18 protein-coding genes are annotated in these 14,134 nt (G+C 73.0%); 4 read left to right on the top strand and 14 right to left on the bottom strand.

The genetic code is table 11. The features are described from left to right. Positions 1–2: 2 nt before the first annotated feature. The 5 genes from J3S20_RS07510 to J3S20_RS07490 all read right to left on the bottom strand — a co-directional run bounded on the left by J3S20_RS07510 (position 3) and on the right by J3S20_RS07490 (position 2,362). Positions 3–785, bottom strand: coding sequence for a flagellar biosynthetic protein FliR (locus tag J3S20_RS07510; protein ID WP_216835831.1), 783 nt, complete (start codon positions 783–785; stop codon positions 3–5). Further along, entirely contained in the window at positions 782–1,057 is a 276-nt protein-coding gene (locus tag J3S20_RS30780; protein WP_216835830.1) for a flagellar biosynthetic protein FliQ, read from the bottom strand. Before J3S20_RS30780 ends, J3S20_RS07510 begins: the two co-directional genes overlap by 4 nt. A 113-nt stretch (positions 1,058–1,170) precedes the next feature. Further along, positions 1,171–1,494, bottom strand: coding sequence for a flagellar hook-basal body complex protein FliE (locus tag J3S20_RS07500; protein WP_216835829.1), 324 nt, complete (start codon positions 1,492–1,494; stop codon positions 1,171–1,173). Further along, positions 1,494–1,901 (bottom strand): flagellar basal body rod protein FlgC, encoded by a 408-nt coding sequence (gene flgC / locus J3S20_RS07495; protein WP_216835828.1) that lies wholly within the window; start codon positions 1,899–1,901, stop codon positions 1,494–1,496. Before flgC ends, J3S20_RS07500 begins: the two co-directional genes overlap by 1 nt. Before the next feature lie 26 nt (positions 1,902–1,927). Beyond that, a complete protein-coding gene (locus J3S20_RS07490; protein WP_216835827.1) occupies positions 1,928–2,362 on the bottom strand; it encodes a flagellar basal body rod protein FlgB in 435 nt (144 codons plus the stop codon). 120 nt (positions 2,363–2,482) lie between these two features. Here J3S20_RS07490 and J3S20_RS07485 point away from each other — a divergent pair, with 120 nt between their 5' ends. From J3S20_RS07485 to J3S20_RS07470, 4 genes are all read left to right on the top strand, one after another. Next, the gene (locus J3S20_RS07485) at positions 2,483–2,734 is read left to right on the top strand and encodes a hypothetical protein (RefSeq protein ID WP_216835826.1); all 252 of its coding nucleotides are present in this window, start codon (positions 2,483–2,485) and stop codon (positions 2,732–2,734) included. Between the two features lie 55 nt (positions 2,735–2,789). Next, positions 2,790–3,080 (top strand): flagellar biosynthetic protein FliO, encoded by a 291-nt coding sequence (locus J3S20_RS07480; protein ID WP_216835825.1) that lies wholly within the window; start codon positions 2,790–2,792, stop codon positions 3,078–3,080. After that, positions 3,077–3,799 (top strand): flagellar type III secretion system pore protein FliP, encoded by a 723-nt coding sequence (gene fliP, locus J3S20_RS07475; RefSeq protein WP_216835824.1) that lies wholly within the window; start codon positions 3,077–3,079, stop codon positions 3,797–3,799. The genes J3S20_RS07480 and fliP overlap by 4 nt, the downstream gene beginning before the upstream one ends. Before the next feature lie 92 nt (positions 3,800–3,891). Next, on the top strand, positions 3,892–5,298 hold the full coding sequence (locus tag J3S20_RS07470) for a hypothetical protein (protein ID WP_216835823.1): 1,407 nt from the start codon (positions 3,892–3,894) through the stop codon (positions 5,296–5,298). A 122-nt stretch (positions 5,299–5,420) separates the two neighbouring features. On the opposite strand, the gene speE is transcribed toward J3S20_RS07470, so the two are convergent. From speE to J3S20_RS07425, 9 genes are all read right to left on the bottom strand, one after another. Further along, positions 5,421–6,290, bottom strand: coding sequence for a polyamine aminopropyltransferase (speE, locus tag J3S20_RS07465; protein ID WP_216836393.1), 870 nt, complete (start codon positions 6,288–6,290; stop codon positions 5,421–5,423). A gap of 73 nt (positions 6,291–6,363) precedes the next feature. Next, complete coding sequence (gene speD, locus J3S20_RS07460) at positions 6,364–6,816, bottom strand: adenosylmethionine decarboxylase (RefSeq protein ID WP_168034390.1); 453 nt, start codon at positions 6,814–6,816, stop codon at positions 6,364–6,366. 212 nt (positions 6,817–7,028) lie between these two features. After that, positions 7,029–9,977, bottom strand: a complete 2,949-nt coding sequence (locus J3S20_RS07455) for a hypothetical protein (RefSeq protein ID WP_216835822.1) — start codon at positions 9,975–9,977, stop codon at positions 7,029–7,031. A 143-nt stretch (positions 9,978–10,120) separates the two neighbouring features. Next, positions 10,121–10,756 (bottom strand): protein phosphatase CheZ, encoded by a 636-nt coding sequence (locus J3S20_RS07450; protein ID WP_216835821.1) that lies wholly within the window; start codon positions 10,754–10,756, stop codon positions 10,121–10,123. Then, the gene (locus J3S20_RS07445; RefSeq protein ID WP_216835820.1) at positions 10,749–11,129 is read right to left on the bottom strand and encodes a chemotaxis response regulator CheY; all 381 of its coding nucleotides are present in this window, start codon (positions 11,127–11,129) and stop codon (positions 10,749–10,751) included. The genes J3S20_RS07450 and J3S20_RS07445 overlap by 8 nt, the downstream gene beginning before the upstream one ends. 70 nt (positions 11,130–11,199) lie before the next feature. After that, on the bottom strand, positions 11,200–11,877 hold the full coding sequence (locus tag J3S20_RS07440) for a MotE family protein (RefSeq protein WP_216835819.1): 678 nt from the start codon (positions 11,875–11,877) through the stop codon (positions 11,200–11,202). Then, on the bottom strand, positions 11,877–12,323 hold the full coding sequence (locus J3S20_RS07435; RefSeq protein ID WP_216835818.1) for a DUF6468 domain-containing protein: 447 nt from the start codon (positions 12,321–12,323) through the stop codon (positions 11,877–11,879). The genes J3S20_RS07440 and J3S20_RS07435 overlap by 1 nt, the downstream gene beginning before the upstream one ends. Before the next feature lie 10 nt (positions 12,324–12,333). After that, positions 12,334–13,449, bottom strand: a complete 1,116-nt coding sequence (gene fliM, locus J3S20_RS07430; RefSeq protein ID WP_216835817.1) for a flagellar motor switch protein FliM — start codon at positions 13,447–13,449, stop codon at positions 12,334–12,336. Further along, positions 13,446–13,982 carry a flagellar basal body-associated FliL family protein gene (locus tag J3S20_RS07425; RefSeq protein WP_246602480.1) on the bottom strand — a complete coding sequence of 179 codons (537 nt, stop codon included), beginning with the start codon at positions 13,980–13,982 and terminating at the stop codon, positions 13,446–13,448. The genes fliM and J3S20_RS07425 overlap by 4 nt, the downstream gene beginning before the upstream one ends. Positions 13,983–14,134: the final 152 nt, after the last annotated feature.

The following is a 14,134-nucleotide window of genomic DNA, read 5'->3' as shown; positions in this document are numbered from 1 at the left end:
GCTCAGCGAAGCCCCGGCAGGGCGCCGAAGCTGGCGCGCGCGGCCTCGGCGAAACTCGCGATCATCGGCGGCGCCAGCAGGCCGAGCAGCGCCAGCCCGGCCAGGATCTGCCCGGGGACCGCGACGAAGAAGGTCTGCACCTGCGGCGCCAGCCGCGCCAGCAGGCCCAGCGCCACGTTCAGCACCACGGCCCCGACGACGAAGGGCGCGGCCAGCCGCAGCGCGAGGGCCAGGCAATCCGCCCCCGCCTGGGCCAGCGCCTCCACCGCCGCCCCGGCCGGGAAGGGATCGCCCACCGGGATCACCGCATAGCTTTCGGCCAGCGCCCGCAGCGGCAGGGCATAAAGCCCCGTGGACAGCACCAGCACCACCGCCAGCAGCGCGAAGGCGCGGCCCAGCGCGGTGGCCTGGGCGCCCAGCGTCTGATCCATCACCAGCAGCCCCGCCAGGCCGATCAGCGCCGAGATCGCCTGGCCGGCCATGGCGAAGGCGGTCATCGCCAACCGCGCCAGCCCGCCGATCCAGAGCCCCACCACCACCTCGATCGACAGCAGCCGGGCCGCTTCCGCCGCATCCTCCGGCGCCGGCGGCAGGCCGGGGGCGACCACCGGGAACAGCAGCGCCAGCAGCGCCAGGCCGAGGCCCAGCCGCAGCGGCGCCGGCACCTCCTGTTCCCCCAGGCCCGGCAGCAGCATCGCGGCCGCCCCCAGCCGGGCGAAGACCAGCACCGCCTGGAAGGCCAGCGCCGGCAGCGCCTGTACCAGAGCGAGGTCGGCTTCGGTCACGGCGCCCCGCCAATGGCGACCATCCGGTCGAAGAGCGAGGCGGTCCAGGCCGACATGACGGTGGTGGTGAAAGGGCCCAGCAGCAGCATCAGCGCACCGCCGATGACAAGCTTGGGCAGGAAGGCCAGCGTCGCCTCCTGGATCTGCGTCAGCGCCTGTACCAGCGATACCACCAGGCCGATGGCCAGGATCGCCAGCAGGGGTGGTCCCATGACCTGGGTGGAGATCCACAGCGCTTCCCTCAGCGCCTGGCCCATGGCCTGTTCCGACATCCGGCCCTCCTGGCCCCTCACCGACGCCCTCGGGCGCCTCGTCGCCGCCCCTTTGGGCAGCCTCGTCACGTCTCCCCCGGCAGGCCAGGTCCGGGCGGCAGCGCGCAGCCGGGTCAGATCGGCATGCGCATCACCTCCTGATAGGCCGCGACCACCCGGTCGCGCAGCGAGACGGCGGTCTGCAGCGCCAGCTCGGCGCGGGAGATGGCGAGCACGGCGTCGGAGACGCTGCCCTGGCCCATCAGCGCCTGGGTCGCGCTGGCATCGGCGGTGCGGCCCATCTGCACGCCGGTTTCCATCGCGCGCGACAGCGCCGCGCCGAAATCCACCCCGCCGGCCGCCGCCGCGGAAGCGCCGGAGGCGCCCACCGCCCCGGCCCCCGCCGAGGCATAGGCAGCCGCCGCCTGCACAGAGGACACCGCGGGGCCAATGGCCATCAGCGCAGCGCCTCGATCGCCCGCGTCAGCATGCCGCGCGTGGTCTCAAGGACGGAAAGATTGGCGCTGTAGCTGCGCTGCGCCTCGCGCATGTCCATCACCTCGACCACGCTGTCGACATTGGGCAGCTTGACGTAGCCATTGGCATCGGCGGCCGGATGCGCCGGGTCGAAGCGGGTCGGGAATTCGCCCGGCTGGGTGCCGATGCGGGAGACCTCGACTGATTCCGTGCCCATGGCGCGGTCCAGGCGATTGGCGAAGGTGACGGTGCGCCGGCGATAGGGATCGGCACCGGCGGATTCCCCCGTGCTGTCGCGATTGGCCAGGTTCTCCGCGACCACGCGCAGCCGGGTGGATTGCGCCGCCATGCCGGCGGCCGAGATGCGCAGCGCCCGATCGAGATCCATCTCCTGCTCTCCTCCAGACGCCCGCCTCAGCCCTGACGGCCGAGGGCGAGGCGGAACATGCCCATGAAGCTGCGATGCACGGCCATGGCCAGCGCATGCGCCGTATCGGTCTCCGCGATGCGCACCGCCTCTCGGTCCAGGGAGACGGCATTGCCATCCGGCACCGCCTCCGCCACCTGGCGATCCTCCGGCGCGCCGGCCTGGCCGCCGCCGCGGGGCGCCAGATGCGTGGGCGCGGTGCGCGCCATGGCCGGCGGAAGGGACGCGGCCAGGTGCCGGGCGAAGGGCAGCAGGTCGTGCGGCCGGTAGTTTGGCGTATCGGCATTGGCGATGTTCTGCGCCAGCACCGCCTGCCGCCGGTCCAGCCAGTTCACCCGCCGCGCGGCGAGGTCCAGCGGCCCCACGGCGCGGGCCGGCTGGGCCCGCGCAGGCGCGGCAGATGCAGGTGGGATGGCGTCCATGCGCCCATCCTGGCCCGCAGGGGTGAAGGAAGAGTTTCCAGCGCCGGGCCCGAACCCCCTTTCTCACCTGGATCCGCCGCCGTTGAGACTTCCTTCACCCCGCCCTGCGCTAATGCCGCCATGCCGTCAGTCGCCACCCACGCCCAGGCCGTGCATGCCGCCATCGAGGCCATGGGCGGCACCGTTCTGGTGGCGCGCGCCCTGGTGCAGGGCGGCCGCCAGGTGGACCTGGAGGGGCTGGACCGCGACGCCACCGCGCTCTGCGCCGCCGTGCTCGCCCTGCGGCCGGAGGAAGGCCGCCTGCTGCGCCCGGCGTTGGAGAGCCTGCTGCACCAGGTGAACGACTTGGCGGCCGAGGTGGCCCGCCGCTGAGCCCGATGCGGGCCCGCCGCATGCGCCGCCAAAAGGCCGGCGCCGAGAGGACAGGATGACCGAGACCGCCAGCCTGATCACCGCCACCCTCACCGCCGCCGCCGCCCTGGTCGCCGTGCTCGCCGCCCTGCTGTTGGCCGGGCGCGCGGCGCGGGCCGCGGGCATGGGTGCCCGCGCCGGGCGCCGGCTGGCGGTGGAGGAAACGCTCGCTTTGGACGGCCGCCGGCGCCTGCTGCTGCTGCGTTGCGACGACCGGTCCCTGCTGCTGCTGACGGGCGGCGCGCAGGAGGTGGTGCTCGGCTGGCTGCCCCCCGGCACCCCGGGGGCGGAGGTGCCGCCGCGATGATGCGCTGGCTGCTTCCCCTGCTGCTGCTTCTGCCGGGCAGCGCCCTGGCGCAGAGCCTCAGCCTCGACCTCGGGGCCAACAGCTCCGGCACCACGGCGCGGCTGATCCAGCTGACGGCGCTGATCGGGCTGCTCTCGCTCGCACCCTCGCTGATCGTGATGATGACGGCCTTCGCCCGCATCGCCATCGTCCTGGCGCTGCTGCGCAGCGCCATCGGCGCGCCCTCCATCCCGCCCAATCCGGTGCTGATCGGTCTGGCGCTGTTCCTCACACTTTTCGTCATGGAGCCGGTTCTCCAGCAATCCTGGCAGCAGGGGCTGCAGCCCATGGCCGCCGGCACGATCGGGGAGCTGGAGGGGCTGCAGGCGGCGGCGGAGCCGTTCCGGAAATTCATGGCCGCGCAGGTGCGCGATGCCGACCTGGCGCTGTTCCTCGACCTCGGCAACCTGCCGATGACCGGGGCTGCGGAGGCGCCCTGGCGCGCGCTGACCCCCGCCTTCATGGTCAGCGAGCTGCGCCGCGCCTTCGAGATCGGCTTTCTCATCTTCCTGCCCTTCCTGGTGATCGACCTGGTGGCCGCCAGCCTGCTGATGTCCCTCGGCATGATGATGCTGCCGCCCACCGTGGTCGCGCTGCCCTTCAAGCTGGCCTTCTTCGTGCTGGTGGATGGCTGGCGGCTGATCGCGGGCAGCCTGGTGCAGGGCTTCGTGCCCGGATGACCCGGCAGGTTGAAACGCGCGAAACCGAATAGGCATTGCGCCATCCGCCGCTCCGCGCCCAGGCTTCGGCGCGGGTTGCGGGGGCGGATGCCATGCTGCGCGGGCTGATCGCGGGATTGCTGCTGGCGCTGGCGGGCCTGCCGGCCCTGGCGCAGGGCCAGCCCGCCCCGTCCCGCGCCATCCAGTGCAGCGCGCCGCTGCCGAGCGACCAGGCCTGGCGCGTTGGCTCCGGCTTCATGATGATGGAAGACCTGGCGCGGCACCTGAACACCAGCGCGCCCTCCCTGCCCCTCGGCCCCGTGCGGCAGACCTCGAAGGCGGTGCCGACGCTGGAGATCGCGGTGTCACGGCCCGACTGGCTGACCCCCGCCGAATGGCGCCATGCCTTCTTCGAGGCGGTGGCCTATCCCGACGGCATCTCCCCGATCGAGCTGCGCGAAAGCCACCTGCAGCGCGGCACCGTGCTGCCGCCCTCGCCGCAGGATGGCGAGACTGTCGTCTCCGTGCTGTTTCCCACGCTGGACAGCGGCTGGCGGCCCTCCTCCTGGCAGGTGCTGCTGCTGCTCTGCCTGGATCCGGTGCAGCAGGGGGCGAGTGCGCTGCGCGCCCAGGGGCGGGAGCTGCGGGCCTATGCGCGCCAGCCGCTTTTCGTTTCCACCCTGCGCCTGTCCGCCGCCGTCGGGCTGCTGACCGTGCTGGCGGCCTATCTGGTGCTCGCCTTCGCCGCGGCGCGCATCCATGCGCGGCAATACGAGCATAGCCGCCGGCTGCTCGGCCCGGGCGCACCCGCCCCTCTCGCCTATGCGCTGCGGCCCACCGTCATCGCCCAGGACAGTTTCGGCTATTGCAGCCTGTCGCGCTTCCAGGTGCTGCTGTTCACGCTCGTGCTGGCCGGGGTCTATGCCTATGTCATGGGGCGCACCGGGGAACTGCCGAACCTGTCGCAATCCGTGCTGACGCTGCTGGGCGTGACGCTGACCGGATCCACCCTGGCGCGGCTGACCGAGGGTTCGCCGATGCAGACGGCGAACCGGCTCTGGCTGCTCGGCACCGGCGTGCTGGACCCGACGCCGCGGCTGCCGCGCTGGACCGACCTGGTGGAATCGGATGGCGAGATCGATGTGACGCGGGTGCAGGCGCTGCTGTTCAGCCTCTTCGCCGCCGTCGCGCTGGTGGTCAGCGGCACCGGCGACCTGGAGAATTTCGTCCTGCCGGACCAGCTGGTGACGCTGATCGGCATCAGCCAGGCCGTCTATGTCGCCGGCCGCGCCCTGCCGCGCGATTCTGCCAAGCGCCTGAACGAGGAAGTCGCCAGCATCCGCGCCGCCGAGCAGCGCGCGATGGCCGACCCGGCCGATGCCGCGGCGCGCAAGGATTTCGAGACCGCGCGCAACGCGATCGCCAGTTCGCTGCGCGATGTCTTCAGCGAGAGATTTTGTGAATCACGCCTGCGCGGATTGCAGCCGGGCGAAAGGGCGCAGCCGCCCGGGGTGGCATAGCCCTTCCCCCTGCTTAGGGGGGAGGGTTGGGCGGGGGGTCTTCGCCAGCGGACGATGGCGTGAAGCCCCCCTCACCCAACCGTCGGCATGCATCCCGCCCCCCCGTTGGGTGGAGAGGGCCTTCACCCCCGCGGCAGGTGCATCGCGATATAGGGCGGCAGCTGGAAGGCGCCGACATGGATCTCCGGCGTCCAATAGCGCGTGGTGTCCAGCACCCCCGCCACATCGGCGCGGCGGCGGATTTCCGCCACATCGACGCGGCGGCAGCCGGCATCCTTCGCCGCCCAGCCCAGCGTCATGAAGCCGCCCACATAGGTCGGCACCGCCGCCACATAGGCGAACACATCCGGAAAGGATTTCGCGCGGCGCAGCGAGGTCTCGCGCAGCTCCTCCGCCTGCATGAAGGGCACGCCGCACTGATTCACCACCAGGCCGCGCTCGGTCAGGATGCGGGCGCAGTTCGCGTAGAATTCGTCGGTGAACAGCACCTCCCCCACCCCGATCGGGTCCGTGCTGTCGACGATGATGACGTCGTAGCTGCCGGGCTCCGCGGTGCGGACATGGTCGATGCCGTCGCCCACGATCACGGTCGCGCGCGGATCGGTCCAGGCATCGCCGCCGATCGCGGGCAGATGCTCCTTCGCCAGGCGGATCACCTCGCCGTCGATCTCCACCATCACGGCCTTCTCCACCGTGCGGTGCTGCAGCACGCGCCGCAGCACGCCGCCATCGCCGGCGCCGATGATCAGCACGCGCTTTGCGGCGCCGTGCGCCAGCAGCGGCACGTGGGCGAGCATTTCCTGGTAGACGAATTCATCCGCCTCGGTGATCTGCACCACGCCGTCCAGCAGCATGACGCGGCCATGCAGGTGGCTTTCGAAGATGCGGATGTCCTGAAACTCAGACTTAAGATGCGCCAGTTCGCGCTTCACCAGGAAGCGCTGGCCCCATTCGGCGTAGAGCGTCTCGTTCACCCAGTTTTCGGTCGTCATCATCAACCCCATGCGCGCAAAAAAGGGCGGACCCTGCGGCCCGCCCCAAACCCGTCCGGCCCTGAGGCCGGACTTAGCCGATCAAGCCACGCTTGTGCTCGGCCAGCTGCACGCGCTCCGCGAGAAAACCCTTCTTCAGCGCCGGCAGCGCCTTGTAGGGGTCGCATTCGCCGCAGACGAAGATATCGAGCGCCGCATAGTCGCGCTCCGGCCAAGTGTGGATCGACACATGGCTCTCCGCCAGCACCAGCACGCCGGACACGCCACCATTGGGCGAGAAGTGGTGGAAATGGCCGTGCAGGATGGTGGCGCCGGTGGCCAGCGCACCCTCGCGCAGCACCGCGTCAATATGGTCGGGGTCGTCGAGATTCGTCGCCCCCCACAGGTCGATGATCAGATGCGTTCCCGCATAGCGCACGCCGTTGCGATGGACGAAATAGTCCTTCGTCTCCGCCGAGCGGTTCTCATCATTCTGGGCGTCGCTCGGGAGATCCGAGACCATCCCCAGTTGGACGAGAGCTTCCATGGTTTGGGCTCCTTCCAGCCAGCAGATGACCGGGATGATCGCTCGCCGCGGGAGTGCGGCTGTTCAAAGCAGATCGGGTCAAGGCGGCGGCATATGGGGCAAACCAGGGGGGGGTGCAAGCGAATTCGGGACCGGAGGCCGCAAAAAAAGCGGGTCCCCCCCCGGGGGGGACCGGCTTGTTCGCCGGTCACCCCCGGGGGGAGGCACGAAAATCACCTTGTCGGTGCGGTCTCCTCCCGCAACCGGTCCAGTCGGGAGGGCAGGCCGCGCGCGGTATCCAGTTCCTCCCGCAGCCGCGGCAGGTCGCCGAGGCCCGCGACGCGGCCCGAGGTGAACAGCGTGAACGCCTCGGAAAGCGGCCCGTCGGACATGCGCGTCTGTTCCTCGGCCCGCAGCGCCGCCAGGCCCGATTCGTCGCCCGCCAGCGTCAGCAGGGCGGCGATGCGCGCCACGATCGACTTCTGGGCTTCCGGCAGCGGTGCCGGTGGCGGCGGCACCAGCGTTTCCAGGTGCTGGCGCAGCGCCGCGGCGGCGCCGGCCCAGTCCTGCTTCTCCTCCAGCAGCACGGCGAGTTCTGCGGCGCCGGCGGGCCCGGCCTCGCGGTAGCTGGCCATCGCCGCCGCGGCCTGCCCTGCGCGGGCCTGGGCGCGGGCGCGCAGCAGCAGGCGGGACCGGGTGAGCTCGGGCGAAAGGCCCGGCGCCTCCGTCTCCTGCAGCGCGGCCAGGGCGGCGGTGTTGTCCCCCGCGCCCAGCGCCAGCCCGGCCAGGCGGGCGCCGAGCCGGGCCTTGGCCTCCCGGTCCGTGCTGCGGGTCATGGCCCGGCGCAGCACATGGCCGGCGCGGTCCAGAAGGTCGAGCGCCGCCAGCCGGTCGGCCAGCGCGCCGAGGGCGTGTTCCGTCGCCTCCCCCGGCGGCAGCATGTCCGCATGCGCATCGTAGAGCACCACGGCCGCCATCGGCGGCTCGCGGTCGATCGCACCGAGCAGCGCCTCCACCTGCCGCGGCCGCAGGCCGGCGGCCAGGTCGGGGAACAGCGCCGCGGTTTCGCGCAGCAGGTCGAAGGCGCCGCGCGAATCACCGGCCTGCTGGCGCAGCTCCGCCAGGCGGGACCTAGCTTCCGTCTCCATCGCATCGCCGCGCCAGGCGGCCAGCGTCGCCTCCAGCGCCGCGGCGGCGCCGGCGGCATCCAGCAGGCCCTGGGCCAGGCGCAGCTCCGCCGCGCGGCGCATGGCGATGGCGCGTGCCCGGCGGTCGCGGCCGCGCGCGATGCGGTCATAGGCGGCAAGCGCCGGCTGCACCTCGCCCTCCGCCTCCAGCAGGCGGGCGCGGGCCAGCAGCAGGCTCGGCTCCTCCGCCTCCCGGGTCGCTAGCAGGCGGCGGGCCGCCTCCGCCTCGCCGCCGGCCAGCAGCGCCTCCGCCACCAGGGGCGCGAGGCGCGCCTGCAGCGGTTCGGGGTAGGACAGCAGCAGCGGCATGCTGGCGGCGATGCCCTTGGCATTCCCCGGCCCGTCCTGGCCGCGGGCGGAAGCCAGCAGGCCGCGCCACAGCCGGATCTCGTCATTCTCCGGCAGCCGCGGATGATCCAGCCCCGCCGCATCCGGCAGCCTGCCGCCGAGCAGCGCGGCGATGCCCAGCAGGCCCCGGGCGCGCGGCGCTTCCGCCACCACCGGATCCTCCTGCATCGCCAGGCTGATCATGGACTGCGCTTCCTGCGGCAGGCCGAGCGCCAGCAGCGCCTCCGCCGCGCGCAGCCGCGGGGCGCCGCGGCCGAGCGGCGCGGCGGCGGCCACGGCGGCGGTGGCGTTGCGCAGCCTTTCCTGCAGCGCGGCGGGCGCTTCCGCCGGCAGGTCGAAGCTGCGGGTCATGGCGGCGGCGGCGACCGCGGCGGCGGCACCGGGCACTTCCGGCCCCAGCGCCAGCTCCGCGCCGGCGGCGGCGCCGGCCAGGAAGCGGCCGGGCAGCGCGCGCAGCGTCACCGTATCCGCGCGCGGCAGAAGCGCGGCGCCGAGGCGCGTCGGCAGCAGGTCGAAGACCGCGGCGCGGCGGCCGAGCGGCACGGCCTCCGCCCCCTCCCGCACCGTGCCGACCAGCAGGGCGGTGCCGGTTTCTGGATCGAGCACGGAGACGCTGCCGCTGGCCGCGGCGGCGCGCAGCAGCAGGCGGGCGGGCGGGCCGGGCTCGACCTCGGGCAGCAGGGCGCGCAGCGGCGCCTCCTCGGCCGGGTTGTCCAGCAGCCAGGCATTGCCTTCCCGCCGAAGCCGCGGCGTGCGCAGCCCGGCGGCAGGCAGGCGCAGCGTGGTGGCATCCGGGCCGGTGCTGGTCTCCGCGCCGGCCAGGGCCGGATTGGCGCGCAGCGCGGCCAGGTCGAGCGGCAGCGGCGCATCCAGCACCACCATCCAGATGCCGCCGCGGCGGAACAGCGCCGCACCCACCTCGGCGGCGGCCGGGATGGACAGCGCCGGGCCGGGCATCAGCCGCACCGGCACCAGCCGCGGCCCGGCGGGCGCGGCCAGGGCTGGACTGGCCGGCGCGGGCGCGGCGGCGGGGGGCGTGGCGGCGGGCAGGCTTTCCTGCTGCACCGGGATGCGGGGCGCGGCCTCTACGCGCACCGGCGCCTCGGGCGGCGGCGGGCTGGCCGGCTGGAAGGGCATGGCCTGGCCGCGCGGCGGGGTCGCGGCGCGCGCCGGCCTTTCGGCGGGGGCCGGCGTAGTCGCAGCGGGCAATGTCGCGGCAGGCGTCGTAGCGGCGCGGGCCGTGGGCGCGCTAGGGCGGGACGTTGGCGGCTGGGCGGCGGTCGCCGGGGCCTGCTGGGCGGCGGTCGCCGCCGGGGCCGGCTGGGCCTGGGCGGCGGGCACGGACGCCGGGGCGGCGGCCGGCGCATTGCGCGGCGCATCGGCGTCCAGCACATCGACCACCACGCGGTTGCCGAGCCGGAAATGCCGCGTGCGGGTATTGGGGGCGAGCCGGATCTCCGCCTGCGTCGCCTCGGCGGTCACGCCCAGCACATTGCGCGGCGGGCGGCGCAGGGCGCCGAGGTCGAAGGCAGCGGCGGTGCCGAAGCGCAGCACCAGGCGGCCTTCCGCTTCCTCCACGCGATAGGCGACGCTGGAGGGCCAGTCGAAGACCAGGCGGCCGAAGCTCGGATGGTCGCCGGCGCGCACGGCCACCCTGTCCTGGGCCTGCGCCGGGCTGGCCGGCCCCGCGACCCAGAGGCCTGCCGCCAGAAGGGCGACCGCACCGGAAAGTCGGCGCGGGTGGCGCGGCGCGCCGCCCCCTTGCGGTGCCGACCTTTCCAGTGCGGGTCTCAATCGAAGTCCGCCAGCAGCTTGTCGATATCGGCCTGGCTGACGCCGCCGCCGGGAAGCTGCGGCCCATTCGCCAGGCGCCTTCCTTCCGTCTCGCCGGTTTCCGCCGGGGCCGGCGCCGGGGCTTCGCTGCAGGGCGGCGGCAGGCCGGTGGTGGCGGCCCCGAAGCGGGACACCACCTGGTCGATCCGCGCCTCGATCGCCTTCAGCGCCGTCACCACCTTGCTGATGCGCTGGCCGGTGATGTCCTGGAAGCTGCAGGCCTCGTAGATGCGGGTGACGGCGGTGGCCAGGGCGTCCGATTCCGCCCCGGAGATGCGGCCGGCGACGGCTTCCAGCGTCTCGCAGGCGTCCAGGATCTCATTCGTCGCCTGGGCGGTGTGGCCGACGATGGCATCCAGCTCATCGGTGGCGGAGGGGATGTGGCTGAGCGTGATGTCGTCGACGCGGAGCGAGGCGATTTCCTGCTTCGCGCGCGCCACGGTGCGGCCGAGCCCTTCGAGCTCGGCCAGCAGCGCGGCCTCAACCACCGTCAGGTCGCCGGACATGCTGCCAAGCACCGCGCGCACCGCGGTTTCGATGCGCGCGCCATCCGGTGAGGGATCGGGCCCGCCAGGGGGGCTTCCGTCAGGCATTCGCCATCACCTTCTCGATCTTGCCCTTTAGCGTCTCGGCGTTGAAAGGCTTGACGATGTAGTTGGAGACGCCGGCGGCCTTGGCGGCGACCACGTTCTCGGTCTTGCTCTCAGCGGTGATCATGATGAAGGGCGTGTGCTTCAGCCGCGCATCGGCGCGCACCTCCTTCAGCAGGTCGAGGCCCGTCATCGGCGCCATGTTCCAGTCGCTGATGACCAGGCCGAAATTGCCGGCGCGCATCTTGGCCAGCGCCTCGCTGCCATCCGTCGCCTCCTCGACATTCTCGAATTCGAGCTGCTTGAGCAGGTTCCGGATGATCCGCAGCATGGTCTTGTAGTCGTCCACGATCAGGACTGACGTGTTCTTGTCCATCGGCCTTGCGCCCCTGTTGTCCAATCCACCGCCATCCTGGCGAAAAGCTGCGATGCCATCCTGGCACCCGTCACTCGGCCGACACGCGGGCCGCGCGCAGCCGCGCCAGCTCCGCCGTCAGCGACCGCGCCCGGTCGGGACGCATCGCCCCCATCACGGGCGCGGCCTTGGCTTCGCGCATCTGGTCCATGATCCGGACCAGCACGGGCATCTCCAGCTCGTCGAAGATCGTCGCCGCATCGCGCGGGCGCATGCCTTCGTAGAGCTTCACCAGGCCCCGCAGCCCGGCTTCCTCGCGCGCCGCGCGCTCGCGCTCCAGCGCCTCCAGCCGGCGCTGCAGCGCGACCAGCTCCTCCACCCGCTGCGCCAGGCGGCGCTCGGCGGCGGCCACCATGGTCTCCCGCGCCACGGCCTGCGCCTCGCGCAGCTCGATGGCGGCGCGGCGGGCCCGGAGCTGTTCCAGCACGGCCCGTTCCGCCACCTCCTCCGCCGTCGGCGGGGGCGGCGTGGCGGGTGCGGCGGGGGCGGCGGCAGGGGCGGCGGCGGGCGGGCGGGCAGGTGCCGCCGGCGGCGGATCGGCGGCCTGCGCCGAGCTGATCCCCGGCAAGCCGGCATCGCCCATCCGCCACATGCGCTCCAGCTTCGTCACGGCGAGCAGCGCCATGATGCCGAAGCAGATCGGCAGCAGCCGCGGCCGCGCCAGCCTGGCCGGCAGGCGGCGATGCAGGACGGAGAGTAAGCGCGACATCAGCGGATCCCCCGCAGGGCGCGCAGCAATTCACGCTCCGCCTCGCTGCGCGGCGCGGGGCCGGGCGGCGGTTCGGGCGCCGCGGCGGGTTCGGACCCGGGCCCGGCATAGCCCGTGGCGGGGCGCGCCTGGCGCACCAGGCCGTCCAGCCGGTCCGCCAGCATCTCCGCCCGCTCCGTCAGGAAGCGCAGATCCTCCCGCAGCGGCTCCGCCACCGCGACACGCTCGGCCACCGCGCGGCCCGCCTGTTCGGCCGTGCCGCGCAGCCGGGTCAGCGTCGCCTCCGCGGCCTCGGTGGCCTCTGCGATGCCGGCGGCGCCGGCTTCCAGCGCAGCACCTTCCCGCCGCAACGCCACGATCTGCCGTTCCAGCCGCCAGGCGAAGGGCACGGCCAGCGCCAGCAGCAGCAGCAGCGCGCCCTGAGCGAGCCATTCCAGCGTGCTCATAGCGAGGCCCTCATGCCGCGCGCCCCAGGGCGGCTTCGAGCGGGATTTCCCGGCCGCTGTCGATGCGCACCGCCAAGCGGTTCTCCCGCCGGCCCAGCTGGCCCTCGAACAGCGCCACATCGCCGCAGCGCAGCCGCACCGGCGCGCCGGGCGGCGAGGACAGCGTGATGCGGTCGCCCACATTCAGCCGCAGCACCTGCGACAGCAGCATGGTCTGCTCGTCCAGCACCACGTCCAGCGAGACGTCCGTCTGGCGCAGCTCCTCCGCCAGGTGGGTCTCCCAGATGCTGTCGCGGCCGAAGCGCTCGCCCATGAACTGCTGCAGCAGCAGCTCGCGCACCGGCTCCAGCGTCGCATAGGGCAGCATGATCTCGATGCGCCCGCCGCGATCCTCCATGTCCACCCGCAGGCGCGACAGCACGGCGGCGTTGGAGAGGCGGGAGATGGCGGCGAAGCGCGGATTCACCTCCAGCCGGTCGAAGCGGAAGTTCACCGGGCAGAGGGGTTCGAAGGCCGCGCGCAGGTCGCCCAGCACCACGGTGATCAGCCGCTCCACCAGCGTGCGCTCGATGGTCGTGTAGGGCCGTCCCTCGATGCGCATGGCGGCCGTGCCGCGGCGGCCGCCCAGCAGCACGTCGACGATGGAATAGATCAGGCTGCTGTCGACCACGATCAGCCCGTAATTGTCCCACTCCTCCGCCTTGAACACCGCCAGCATGGCCGGCAGCGGGATGGAGTTCAGGTAGTCCCCGAAGCGCAGCGAGGTCATCGCATCGATCGAGATCTCGACATTGTCCGAGGTGAAGTTGCGCAGCGTGGTGGACATCAGCCGAACCAGGCGATCGAAGACGATCTCCAGCATCGGCAGGCGTTCATAGGCGATGAGGCCGGCGGAGATGATCCGCTCGATGCCGCTTTCGCCATTGTCGCCGGCCGGGCCATTGTCGAAGCCCAGCAGGCTGTCGATCTCGGCCTGGTTGAGCACGCGCGCGGCATCGGCCGGCGGGGCCGCTTCCGCATCGTCGAAGGGGTCCGGCGCGGCCGCGCCCTCGGCCTCCAGGGACGCGCCCCAGGCGGCGGCGAGGTCGTCCTCCTCCTGCGTGCCATTGGGATTCTCGCCGCTCATTGGATCAGCATTTCCATGAACAGCACGTCGGTGATGCGGGCCGGCGCGGCGGCCAGGCTGGCGCGGGCCATCAGCTCCTGCCGCAGCCGGTGGGTGCCGGCGCTGCCACGCAGCTCCTCCGGCCGCACCTCCCGCAGATAGGTCTGGAACAGGTCCATCAGCCGGGGCATGGCATCGGTCACCGCGGCGGCGTCCTCGGCGCGGCTGATCTCCAGCTTGGCCTTCAGCCGGACGAAGACCGGGCGACGGCCGGTGGCGTTCAGGTTGGCGATGATGTCCGGCAGCTCGACGAAGGCGGGCGGGCTGCGCGGCGGGGGGGCCGGCTCGGCCTCCGCCGCCTCCGCCTCGGCGGGGGGCGGATTCATGCCGAGCAGGCCAGGCAGGATGCCGGTGAACCACAGCCCGGCGCCGCCGCCACCCAGCAGCAGCACGGGCAACAGGATGAGCAGCAGCTTCTTCTTGCCGCCGCCCTTGGCCGGGGGGGCCTCGCCCTCCGCCGCCGCATCCATCTTGGCTGCCGCTGCCGCCGCCATGCTTCCGCTCGCGCCTTTCCTAATGGCCGGGCTGCGTCCCGGGACCGCCAGCATGACGCGGGTCCCTTAAGGAAGGGTGACGGCGGCCCGATGGGGATGAACCGGCGGGCTGGGCGGGATGAATGCAGGCCGCGCTTGCCGGGTGCGGCGGC

This window comes from Falsiroseomonas tokyonensis (assembly GCF_019024325.1).
Lineage (GTDB): Bacteria > Pseudomonadota > Alphaproteobacteria > Acetobacterales > Acetobacteraceae > Falsiroseomonas > Falsiroseomonas tokyonensis.
Note: the sequence above shows the minus strand (reverse complement) of the source record. Positions and strands in the feature narration are given on the sequence as shown.

Coding starts and splice junctions, on each gene's coding strand:
- J3S20_RS30780 (WP_216835830.1), bottom strand. CDS start 1,057: ATGTCGGAACAGGCCATGGGCCAGGCGCTGAGGGAAGCGCTGTGGATC.
- J3S20_RS07500 (WP_216835829.1), bottom strand. CDS start 1,494: ATGGCCATTGGCCCCGCGGTGTCCTCTGTGCAGGCGGCGGCTGCCTAT.
- flgC (WP_216835828.1), bottom strand. CDS start 1,901: ATGGATCTCGATCGGGCGCTGCGCATCTCGGCCGCCGGCATGGCGGCG.
- J3S20_RS07490 (WP_216835827.1), bottom strand. CDS start 2,362: ATGGACGCCATCCCACCTGCATCTGCCGCGCCTGCGCGGGCCCAGCCG.
- J3S20_RS07485 (WP_216835826.1), top strand. CDS start 2,483: ATGCCGTCAGTCGCCACCCACGCCCAGGCCGTGCATGCCGCCATCGAG.
- J3S20_RS07480 (WP_216835825.1), top strand. CDS start 2,790: ATGACCGAGACCGCCAGCCTGATCACCGCCACCCTCACCGCCGCCGCC.
- fliP (WP_216835824.1), top strand. CDS start 3,077: ATGATGCGCTGGCTGCTTCCCCTGCTGCTGCTTCTGCCGGGCAGCGCC.
- J3S20_RS07470 (WP_216835823.1), top strand. CDS start 3,892: ATGCTGCGCGGGCTGATCGCGGGATTGCTGCTGGCGCTGGCGGGCCTG.
- speE (WP_216836393.1), bottom strand. CDS start 6,290: ATGACGACCGAAAACTGGGTGAACGAGACGCTCTACGCCGAATGGGGC.
- speD (WP_168034390.1), bottom strand. CDS start 6,816: ATGGAAGCTCTCGTCCAACTGGGGATGGTCTCGGATCTCCCGAGCGAC.
- J3S20_RS07450 (WP_216835821.1), bottom strand. CDS start 10,756: ATGCCTGACGGAAGCCCCCCTGGCGGGCCCGATCCCTCACCGGATGGC.
- J3S20_RS07445 (WP_216835820.1), bottom strand. CDS start 11,129: ATGGACAAGAACACGTCAGTCCTGATCGTGGACGACTACAAGACCATG.
- J3S20_RS07440 (WP_216835819.1), bottom strand. CDS start 11,877: ATGTCGCGCTTACTCTCCGTCCTGCATCGCCGCCTGCCGGCCAGGCTG.
- J3S20_RS07435 (WP_216835818.1), bottom strand. CDS start 12,323: ATGAGCACGCTGGAATGGCTCGCTCAGGGCGCGCTGCTGCTGCTGCTG.
- fliM (WP_216835817.1), bottom strand. CDS start 13,449: ATGAGCGGCGAGAATCCCAATGGCACGCAGGAGGAGGACGACCTCGCC.
- J3S20_RS07425 (WP_246602480.1), bottom strand. CDS start 13,982: ATGGCGGCGGCAGCGGCAGCCAAGATGGATGCGGCGGCGGAGGGCGAG.